The sequence below is a fragment of the Microbacterium sp. ISL-103 genome, from assembly GCF_018613995.1.
Classification (GTDB): Bacteria; Actinomycetota; Actinomycetes; order Actinomycetales; family Microbacteriaceae; genus Microbacterium.
Map to the genome: position 1 here is coordinate 2,964 of NZ_JAGGPD010000319.1, position 9,536 is coordinate 12,499.

The 9,536-nt window shown below is 66.8% G+C and carries 9 protein-coding genes and 1 pseudogene; 7 read left to right on the forward strand and 3 right to left on the reverse strand.

The features are described from left to right. The 5 genes and pseudogenes from J7E68_RS12130 to clpX all read left to right on the forward strand — a co-directional run. Window positions 1-410: sugar-binding domain-containing protein (locus J7E68_RS12130; protein WP_285225314.1), on the forward strand; the 410-nt coding region annotated here is incomplete at its 5' end. Next, window positions 407-1,408 carry a deoxyribose-phosphate aldolase gene (gene deoC / locus J7E68_RS12135; RefSeq protein WP_215172910.1) on the forward strand — a complete coding sequence of 334 codons (1,002 nt, stop codon included), beginning with the start codon at window positions 407-409 and terminating at the stop codon, window positions 1,406-1,408. The genes J7E68_RS12130 and deoC, both read left to right, overlap by 4 nt. Before the next feature lie 10 nt (window positions 1,409-1,418). Next, window positions 1,419-2,769, forward strand: a pseudogene (locus J7E68_RS12140) (aldehyde dehydrogenase family protein). Beyond that, a complete protein-coding gene (locus J7E68_RS12145) occupies window positions 2,766-3,635 on the forward strand; it encodes an aldehyde dehydrogenase family protein (RefSeq protein WP_215172912.1) in 870 nt (289 codons plus the stop codon). Before J7E68_RS12140 ends, J7E68_RS12145 begins: the two are co-directional and overlap by 4 nt. 179 nt (window positions 3,636-3,814) lie before the next feature. Next, window positions 3,815-5,083: an ATP-dependent Clp protease ATP-binding subunit ClpX gene (gene clpX / locus J7E68_RS12150; RefSeq protein WP_215172914.1), complete on the forward strand. Its 1,269-nt coding sequence runs from the start codon at window positions 3,815-3,817 to the stop codon at window positions 5,081-5,083. Window positions 5,084-5,124: 41 nt separating this feature from the next. On the opposite strand, the gene J7E68_RS12155 is transcribed toward clpX, so the two are convergent. Continuing rightward, entirely contained in the window at window positions 5,125-7,176 is a 2,052-nt protein-coding gene (locus J7E68_RS12155) for a M3 family metallopeptidase (RefSeq protein ID WP_215172916.1), read from the reverse strand. 113 nt (window positions 7,177-7,289) lie between these two features. Here J7E68_RS12155 and J7E68_RS12160 point away from each other — a divergent pair, with 113 nt between their 5' ends. Together J7E68_RS12160 and J7E68_RS12165 are read left to right on the forward strand one after the other, a co-directional pair. After that, a complete protein-coding gene (locus J7E68_RS12160) occupies window positions 7,290-7,913 on the forward strand; it encodes a helix-turn-helix domain-containing protein (protein ID WP_215172918.1) in 624 nt (207 codons plus the stop codon). Continuing rightward, entirely contained in the window at window positions 7,910-8,128 is a 219-nt protein-coding gene (locus J7E68_RS12165; protein ID WP_215172920.1) for a hypothetical protein, read from the forward strand. Before J7E68_RS12160 ends, J7E68_RS12165 begins: the two co-directional genes overlap by 4 nt. A 76-nt stretch (window positions 8,129-8,204) precedes the next feature. Here J7E68_RS12165 and J7E68_RS12170 read toward each other — a convergent pair whose 3' ends face one another. Together J7E68_RS12170 and J7E68_RS12175 are read right to left on the reverse strand one after the other, a co-directional pair. Further along, window positions 8,205-8,420, reverse strand: coding sequence for a hypothetical protein (locus J7E68_RS12170; RefSeq protein ID WP_215172922.1), 216 nt, complete (start codon window positions 8,418-8,420; stop codon window positions 8,205-8,207). After that, window positions 8,420-9,536: class I tRNA ligase family protein (locus tag J7E68_RS12175; protein WP_215172924.1), on the reverse strand; the 1,117-nt coding region annotated here is incomplete at its 5' end. The genes J7E68_RS12175 and J7E68_RS12170, both read right to left, overlap by 1 nt.

A 9,536-nucleotide genomic window follows, 5' to 3' on the forward strand; every position in this document is an offset into this window, starting at 1 on the left:
GCGTCGAGACGAAACAGGCCATCGAAGCCGACCGCACGGTCGCCGCAGTCCTCGTCGAAGCCGCCGAGGCGCAGGCCTTCCTGTTCACTGCCGGCCCCTGCGACGCGAGCTCGGCTCACGTCGAGAACGGCTACCTCACGGCATCCGACGTCGAGGAACTCGCCCGCCGCGGAGCAGTCGGCGATGTGCTCGGCCGGTACATCGACGCCGACGGCAACATCGTCGATCCGCAGCTCGATGCGCGAACCGGCGGAGTGGAGCTCGGCCGTCTGCGAGCCGCGAAGCGCTCGATCTTCGTCACCGCCGGTGACGCCAAACATGACATCGCGCGCACAGTCGTGACCAGCGGCCTGTGCAGCGTTCTGGTGACAGATGAGACCACAGCACGAGCATTGTTGGAGGAACGATGACGACCCAAGAACTCAGCCGCAGGACGGCGGTGGACGTTCTCGGCGGTGAGCCGGACGACGCCACTCTCCGCCGGTTCCTGCACGGACTGCCCGGCGTCGACGCCGTCGGCCTCGAGCAGCGCGCAGCCGGCCTCGGCACGCGCTCGATCAAGACCACGTCGAAGGCCTGGGCGCTCGACACGATCATCAAGCTGATCGACCTCACGACCCTCGAAGGTTCGGACACTCCGGGCAAGGTGCGCTCACTCGTGGCCAAGGCCAAGAACCCGGACGCCGCTGACCCGTCGACCCCCAAGGTCGCCGCTGTCTGCGTCTACGGAGACATGGTCGGCGACGCGGTCGAGGCGCTCGGTGCGCTGCACGGTGACCCGGACGACGGACTCATCTCCGTCGCCGCCGTCGCCACGGCGTTCCCCAGCGGACGCTCGTCGCTGGCCATCAAGCTCGCCGACACCGCCGAGGCGGTCACGGCCGGCGCCGATGAGATCGACATGGTCATCGACCGAGGGGCATTCCTCTCGGGTCGCTACGGCCTCGTGTACGACCAGATCGCACAGGTCAAAGAGGCGTGCCGCCGTGCAGACGGCTCGTACGCCTCGCTCAAGGTGATCCTCGAGACCGGCGAGCTCAACACCTACGACAACATCAAGCGCGCCTCGTGGCTGGGCATCCTCGCCGGTGGCGACTTCATCAAGACGTCGACCGGAAAGGTGCAGCCCGCGGCCACTCTGCCGACGACACTGCTCATGCTCGAGACGGTGCGCGACTGGCACCGCGGCACGGGCGAGCGCATCGGGGTGAAGCCCGCCGGAGGCATCCGCGCCTCCAAAGACGCGGTCAAGTACCTCGTCACGGTCGCCGAGACCGTGGGGGAGGAGTGGCTTCAGCCGCACCTGTTCCGCTTCGGCGCATCGAGCCTGCTGAACGATGTTCTTCTGCAGCGTCAGAAGCTCACCACCGGACACTACTCCGGCCCCGACTACGTCACGATCGACTAGGAGCCCGCATATGTCATTCCTGGAATACGCTCCGGCACCGGAGTCGAAGGCCGTGCTGAACCTCAAGGACAGCTACGGACTGTTCATCGACGGCGAGTTCGTCGACGGCTCTGGTGCGAGCTTCACGACCATCTCGCCGGCCGATGAGAGCCGCATCGCCGAGATCGCCACCGCGAACGACGCGGATATCGACCGCGCCGTCACCGCCGCTCGACGCGCCTACGAGAAGACCTGGTCGAAGATGAGCGGTCGAGATCGGGGCAAGTACCTGTTCCGCATCGCGCGCCTCGTGCAGGAGCGTGCCCGCGAGCTCGCCGTCGCCGAGAGCCTCGACAACGGCAAGCCGATCAAGGAGAGCCGCGACGTCGACGTGCCTCTCGTCGCCTCCTGGTTCTTCTACTACGCAGGGTGGGCCGACAAGCTCGACTACGCCGGGCTCGGTGCGAACCCGCGCGCGCTGGGCGTCGCCGGTCAGATCATCCCGTGGAACTTCCCGCTGCCGATGCTCGCGTGGAAGCTCGCCCCTGCGCTGGCCGCCGGCNNTCAACATCGTCACGGGTGCAGGTGCCACCGGCGCCACCCTCGTGCGTCACCCCGACGTCGACAAGGTCGCTTTCACCGGTTCGACCGGCGTCGGCCGTGACATCGCCCGTGCGGTCGCCGGAACCGACAAGAAGGTCACGCTCGAGCTCGGTGGTAAGGCCGCCAACATCGTGTTCGACGACGCTCCCATCGACCAGGCAGTCGAGGGCATCGTCAACGGCATCTTCTTCAACCAGGGGCACGTGTGCTGCGCAGGCAGTCGTCTGCTCGTGCAGGAGTCGATCCACGACGAGGTCATCGATCGGCTGAAGAACCGTCTTTCGACGCTGCGCCTCGGCGACCCGCTCGACAAGAACACCGACATCGGAGCGATCAACTCGGCGGCGCAGCTCGCCCGCATCCGAGAGCTCAGCGACATCGGCGAGGCCGAGGGCGCCGAGCGCTGGACCGCGGACTGCGCGATCCCCGACAAGGGGTTCTGGTTCGCACCGACGATCTTCACCGGCGTCGAGGCGTCGCACCGGATCGCCCGCGACGAGGTCTTCGGACCGGTTCTCTCGGTGCTGACCTTCCGCACGCCGGCAGAGGCGATCGCGAAGGCGAACAACACGCCGTACGGTCTCTCTGCAGGTATCTGGTCGGACAAGGGGTCCCGCATCCTGGCCGTCGCCGATCGTCTTCGTGCCGGAGTCATCTGGGCGAACACATTCAACCGATTCGACCCGTCGAGCCCGTTCGGCGGCTACAAGGAGTCCGGGTACGGCCGCGAGGGCGGACGACAGGGTCTCACCGCGTACCTGAAGGGGGCCTCCGCATGAGCAAGCGACACGGTGCCAATGACCGACTCAGTGTCCCGAAGACGTACAAGCTGGCCATCGGCGGCGCGTTCCCTCGCAGCGAGTCCGGACGCACATACGAGGTGCGCTCGGCGAAGGGGACGTTCCTCGCCAATGCGGCACAGGGATCCCGCAAGGACGCACGGGATGCCGTCGTCGCGGCCCGCTCTGCGGTGAAGGGGTGGTCGGCAGCGACCGCCTACAACCGCGGGCAGGTGCTGTACCGCGTCGCCGAGGTGCTCGAAGGGCGCCGCGCGCAGTTCATCGACGAGATCGCCGCGCAGGAAGGTGTCTCGGCATCCGCCGCGGCCTCGCAGGTCGATGAGGCGATCGACCTCTGGGTCTGGTACGCGGGATGGTGCGACAAGTACGCGCAGATCGCGGGCAACGCGAATCCCGTCTCCGGACCGTACTTCAACATCTCCGTGCCGGAGCCCACAGGCGTCGTCGCGATCGTCGCGCCGCAGGATTCCGCGCTTCTCGGACTCGTGTCGGTCGTCGCCCCAGCTCTTGTGGCGGGCAACACCGTCGTCGTGATCGCCAGTGAACAGTACCCGCTGTCGGCCATCAGCCTCGCCGAGGTGCTGGCGACGAGCGACGTGCCAGGCGGAGTCGTGAACGTGCTGACCGGATCTCCGGCCGAGATGGCCCCATGGCTCGCCTCGCACCAGGACGTCAACGCGCTCGACCTCGCAGGGGCAGGCTCCCTCGACTGGATCGACATGCAGATCGCCGCAGCCGAGACGCTCAAGCGAGTGCTGGCACCTGGCGCGGTGACCGCGTCGCCCGAGCGAATCGGCACTTTCACCGAGATCAAGACCGTCTGGCACACCAAGAGCATGGTCTGACCTCTCTCGACTGACGCCTCTCGGCTGACCGGCCCGCCCCGCGCATCGCGCGGGGTGGGCCTTCTTCCGGGTGAGTCGATGTCGACTCGAGACAAGCGCCGACGGTCCAATGCGTCCCGGTGTCGGATGCAGAGGTTAGGCTCAGTAGACGATCTCAGGTTCCCCTTAGGAGGACGCGCATGGCCCGTATCGGTGAAAGCGCCGACCTGTTCAAGTGCTCGTTCTGCGGAAAGAGCCAGAAGCAGGTGCAGCAGCTCATCGCTGGCCCCGGTGTGTACATCTGCGACGAGTGCGTCGAGCTGTGCAACGAGATCATCGAAGAGCGGATGGCCGAGTCATCCGCTGAGGGCACGGCGGACTTCGAACTGCCGAAGCCCCGCGAGATCTTCTCCTTCCTCGAGGAGTACGTCGTCGGCCAGGAGCCGGCGAAGAAGGCGCTGTCCGTCGCCGTGTACAACCACTACAAGCGCATCCGTGCGCACGGCACCCTCCAGTCGGCCGAGCAGAAGGCCGAGAGCATCGAGATCGCCAAGAGCAACATCCTGCTCATCGGTCCGACCGGCTGCGGCAAGACCTACCTGGCGCAGACGCTCGCCAAGCGTCTGAACGTGCCGTTCGCGGTCGCCGACGCCACCGCTCTCACCGAGGCCGGCTATGTGGGTGAGGATGTCGAGAACATCCTGCTCAAGCTGATCCAGGCTGCTGACTACGACGTCAAGCGCGCCGAGCAGGGCATCATCTACATCGACGAGGTCGACAAGATCGCCCGCAAGGCCGAGAACCCCTCGATCACCCGCGACGTCTCGGGGGAAGGCGTGCAGCAGGCACTGCTGAAGATCATCGAGGGCACGGTGGCCTCGGTTCCGCCGCAGGGCGGGCGCAAGCATCCTCACCAGGAGTTCCTGCAGATCGACACCTCGAACGTGCTGTTCATCGTCGCAGGTGCGTTCGCGGGCCTCGAAGACATCGTCTCGGCCCGCGTCGGCAAGCATGGCATCGGCTTCGGAGCTCCGCTGCACGACAAGGGCAAGGACCTCGACCTGTTCAGTGAGGTTCTTCCGGAAGACCTGCACAAGTTCGGTCTGATCCCCGAGTTCATCGGGCGTCTGCCCGTGGTGACCTCGGTGTCTCCGCTCGACCAGGATGCGCTCATCGACATCCTCACTGGTCCTCGCAATGCACTGGTGAAGCAGTACCAGCGCATGTTCGAGATCGACGGCGTGCAGCTCGAGTTCGAAGAAGAGGCGCTCCGCTCCATCGCCGACCTCGCGGACGAGCGGAAGACGGGTGCTCGCGGACTCCGCGCGATCCTCGAAGACGTGCTCGGCCCGATCATGTTCGAGATCCCCTCGGCCGAGGACGTCGCGAAGGTCATCGTGACCCGCGCGGCTGTCGACGAGGGTGCGCCTCCCACGATCGTGATGGAGCGCAAGCGCAAGAGCGCGTGACTTTCGTCGGCTGACCCCAGATCCTCTCTGAGGCGATGAGGTCAGGCTTCGAGGCCGCGGCGCTTCAGCAGGGGCGCGATCTCGGCGTCGCGACCGCGGAAGTCGCGGTACGCGTCGAGAGGGTTCTTCGAGCCGCCGACGCCCAGCAACCGGGAACGGAACCGGTCGCCGTTCTCACGCGTGAGTCCACCGTTCTCGCGGAACCAGTCGACCGTGTCTGCGTCGAGCACCTCGCTCCAGATGTACGAGTAGTACCCCGCGCTGTATCCGCCGGAGAACACGTGAGCGAAGTACGTCGACGAGTAGCGTGTGGGCACGACCGGGTCATCGAGACCGATATCGGCGAGGGCTGCAGCCTCGAACGCGGCGACGTCGGCGATCTCGACGTCGGAGGCCACGCGGTGCCATGCCTGGTCGAGCCAGGCGGCCGCGAGATACTCGCTGGTGTCGTGGCCCTGGTTGAAGGTCTCGGTCGCGCGCAGGCGCTCGACGATCGCGGGGTCCAGAGCCTCCCCGGTCTCGTGGTGGCGGGCGTAGTTGTCGAGCACCTCGGGCCAGAGGATCCACATCTCGTTGACCTGGCTGGGGAACTCGACGAAGTCGCGGAAGACATTGGTTCCTGAGAAGTGCGGGTAGGTGACCACCGCGAACAGGCCGTGCAGCGCGTGGCCGAACTCGTGGAAGAGCGTCGTCACCTCGTCGAGAGTGAGCAGCGTCGGCTCGCCCTCCCCGGGCAGCGGGACATTGAGGTTGTTGACCACGACGGGCAGCGTGCCGCGCAGGCGGGACTGACTCACGATCGGATTCATCCACGCGCCTCCACGCTTCGAGTCGCGGGTGTAGAGGTCGAGCACGTACAGGCCCAGTGCGCTGCCGTCTGCGTCATGCACCTCGAACACCCGGGCTCCCCGGTGATAGGCCACGAGGTCGTGGCGCTCGGTGAAGGTCACGCCGTAAAGCTGCGTGGCGGCGAAGAACACGCCGTCCTGCAGAACTCGCTCGGCCTCGAACCACGGGCGCAACGCGCTCGTGTCGATGTCGTAGCGCGCAGTGCGCACCTTCTCGGTGTAGTAGGCCCAGTCGTGTGCCTCCACGGCGAACGGGGCGCTCTCGGTCTCATCGACGATCGCCTGGAGGGTCTCGCGCTCGGCGCGGGCGTTGCGTGCTGACGGCGCGGCGAGTTCGCGGAGCATCCGCTCGACGGCTTCCGGGCTGCCGGCCGTCTCGTCTGCCGTGACGTACGCCGCGTGAGAGGGGTAGCCGAGAAGAGCTGCGCGCTCCGCGCGGAGCCTGACGATCTCTCGCAGCACCGGACGGTTGTCGTTCGCATTGTCTCTCGAGGCCCGCGCACGGGACGCGTCCATGATGCGACGTCGCGATTCCCGATCGCGCAGCTGCGCGAGGTACGGATGGCCGGTGAACAGCGGCAGGGAGACGACGTACCTGCCCTCGCGGCCCCGGTCGGCGGCAGAGCGGGATGCGGCGGAGAGCTCTCCGGCGCTGAGGCCGGAGAGCTCATCGGGGGAGTCGAACACGACCGCGAGGTCGTTGGTGTCGTTCAGCAGATTGCGCTCGAAGGTGTTGTTCAGCGTTGAGAGCTGCTGGTTCAACGCAGTGAGCCGCGCTTTGGCGTCGTCACCGAGAGCGGCTCCCGCGGGGCTCATCTCGCGGTGGTGCCGCTCGACGAGGTACCGCTGTTCGTCGTCGAGTTCGAGGTGTTCGAGCTGCGCGTGCACCTGCTGAACGCGCCAGTACAGCGCACTGTCGAGGGTGATCGCGTCCTGGTGTGCGGCCATCAGGGGTGCGAGCTGTTCGTCGACGTCCTGGATCGCGGGGGTCGCGTCGGCCGATGCGACGGTGTAGAAGGCATGAGCGACCCGATCGAGCAGCTCGCCGGATCGTTCGATCGCTTCGATGGTGTTCTCGAACGTGGGCATCGAGCGCACCATGGTGATCCGAGAGATCTCGTGAAGGTGCTCGTCGAAAGCCGCCTGGAATGCGGGGAGGTAATGCTCGGGTCTGATGGCTGCGAAGTCGGGAAGCCCGTACGGGAGGGTGGACGGCTGGAGCAGCGGGTTCGAGACGTCGGTCATCTTCCGAGCCTACCCACCGTGCTTCGCGGGACGAGAGCCTCTCGAACGGAGGCGCTGCGAGAGGTGCAAAGAAACGCTTGCAAAGAAGTCTTTGCAAAGGTATATTTGCATGCATGACGAACGACGAGCAGATGCGACGACTGGATCCGGGTGCCCTCAAGGCGCTCGCGCATCCGCTTCGGGTGCGTATCTTCGATCTGCTCAGCGCTCACGGGCCCCAGACGGCGAGTTCACTGGCTGCGATGCTGGGGGAGACGTCCGGCTCGACGAGCTATCACCTGCGCACCCTCTCGGCGCACGACCTGATCAGAGAGGTCGAGGGTCGCGGGACCGCTCGCGAGCGCTGGTGGGAGCTTCCGCAGGGGCGGATCGACATCCCCGGCCCGAGCGAGGCGATGTCGCCCGCGAACCGCGCTGCAGCGCAGATCGTCTCGTCCGAGTTCTTCCGTCTGCGACACGAGACGCTGATGTCGTGGGTGAATCGCCCCGATTCCGATGTTCCCGAGGGGTGGAAGGACACGGGACTCATCGCCACCACGCTCCTCGAGGTCACGTCGACGCAAATGGAAGATCTCAAGGCCGAGCTCATGACCGTGATAGATCGCGCTGTCGAGCGCTACCGGGGTCAGACAGGACCGGATGTGCGCCGAGTGTCGATGCGCACGGAGCTTTTCGACCTTCCCGCATCGGGACCGGTCCTGGCCGATGCGGCAGACACGAGTGTGGAGGAATCATGACCAGCGCGACCATTCGACTCGTCGCCCCGACTCAGGTCGAGCGACGACTGCTCGGCCTGGCCGACGTGCTCACCGCCTTCGTGCAGCATCGCATCGAGCGGCGTGCCCGGAAGCGCGAACTCGCACTCGATCTCCTGCGCGAGCAGCAGACGCGTCGCCAGGACCCGCACGCCGTCGATCACATGCTCGCCCAGCTCGGGCTTCCGCGGCGCTGACCCGGACTGTCGGGGATGACGAAGCCCCCTGCCGCAGATGCGGACAGGGGGCTTGCGTGCACGAAGGGTCGCGCAGTCAGTCCTCGAACGGCCGGGCGATCACGTCGCCCGACCCGGTCTGCACGACCTCCCAGCCGGCGTCGAGCTCGGCGATGGCGCGACCCTCCAGCCAGGTGAGCGTCCAGTGCCCGGTGAGACCGCGCGATTCCACTTCCGAGATCGCCGGTCGGAGCACTGCAGGAACGGAGGCCGGCGGCTCGGATCCCGCCGCCCACCGCGTGCCCAGCTGCATCAGGCGCCCTCGACCGGGGCGAGTTCGATCGCGGTGACCGCGAACTCGTCACCCACGGCGAGTCCCAGCTCTGCGATGCGCCCGACGGCCGACAGGTCGGCGGCGGCTGCTCGCAGCGCCTCGTACTTCTCCGCCGGAGCCGTGATCATGGCGCTCGCGACCGGGGTCTTCTGCGATGCCTTGGCCTCGGTCTTCGCACGACGGATGCTGATCAGAGCCTCGCTGGCCACGGACAGCACGGCGGGGTCGCCCTCGATGCCGAGCGGCTCGGGCCAGGATGCCGTGTGCACCGAGCCCTCCTCGAACCACGACCACACCTCTTCGGTCGCGAACGAGAGGATGGGAGCGAGCAGGCGCAGCAGCGTCGAGAGCGCGAGCCGCAGCGCGAGTGCAGCGGATGCCTGTCCGACGTCGTTCTGGTTGTACGCGCGCTCCTTCACGAGCTCGAGGTAATCGTCGCAGAAGGTCCAGAAGAACGCTTCGGTGACCTCGAGCGCCTTCGCCTGGTCGTAGTTCTCGAATGCCCGCGTCGCCTCGACGACCACGGAGTCGAGAGCGGTCAGCATCGAGGCGTCGAGCGCGTGGGTCACCTGCGCGCCCTCCGGCACGGGGAACGACAGCACGAACTTCGCAGCGTTCAGCACCTTGATCGCCAGGCGTCGACCGATCTTGACCTGGGTCGGATTCTGCGGGTCGAACGCGGCATCCATGCCGAGGCGGCTGGAGGCGGCCCAGTAGCGCACCGCATCGGAGCCGTGGGTCTCGAGGATGTCCGCCGGTGTCACGACGTTGCCCTTCGACTTCGACATCTTCTTGCGATCGGGATCGACGATGAAGCCAGAGATCGCGGCGTTGCGCCACGGCGAACGGCCGTCTTCGAGGGTCGAGCGCAGCATGGTCGAGAAGAGCCACGTGCGGATGATGTCCTGGCCCTGCGGACGCAGGTCGAACGGGGCGGTGAGGTTCCACAGCTCCTCATCGCGCTGCCATCCGCCGGCCAGCTGCGGCGTGAGAGACGAGGTCGCCCAGGTGTCGAGGATGTCGGCTTCCGCCTCGAACCCGCCGGCCACCCCGCGCTGATCCTCGGTGTATCCCGCAGGCACATCGGTCGTCGGG

Coding starts and splice junctions, on each gene's coding strand:
- deoC (WP_215172910.1), top strand. CDS start 407: ATGACGACCCAAGAACTCAGCCGCAGGACGGCGGTGGACGTTCTCGGC.
- J7E68_RS12145 (WP_215172912.1), top strand. CDS start 2,766: ATGAGCAAGCGACACGGTGCCAATGACCGACTCAGTGTCCCGAAGACG.
- clpX (WP_215172914.1), top strand. CDS start 3,815: ATGGCCCGTATCGGTGAAAGCGCCGACCTGTTCAAGTGCTCGTTCTGC.
- J7E68_RS12155 (WP_215172916.1), bottom strand. CDS start 7,176: ATGACCGACGTCTCGAACCCGCTGCTCCAGCCGTCCACCCTCCCGTAC.
- J7E68_RS12160 (WP_215172918.1), top strand. CDS start 7,290: ATGACGAACGACGAGCAGATGCGACGACTGGATCCGGGTGCCCTCAAG.
- J7E68_RS12165 (WP_215172920.1), top strand. CDS start 7,910: ATGACCAGCGCGACCATTCGACTCGTCGCCCCGACTCAGGTCGAGCGA.
- J7E68_RS12170 (WP_215172922.1), bottom strand. CDS start 8,420: ATGCAGCTGGGCACGCGGTGGGCGGCGGGATCCGAGCCGCCGGCCTCC.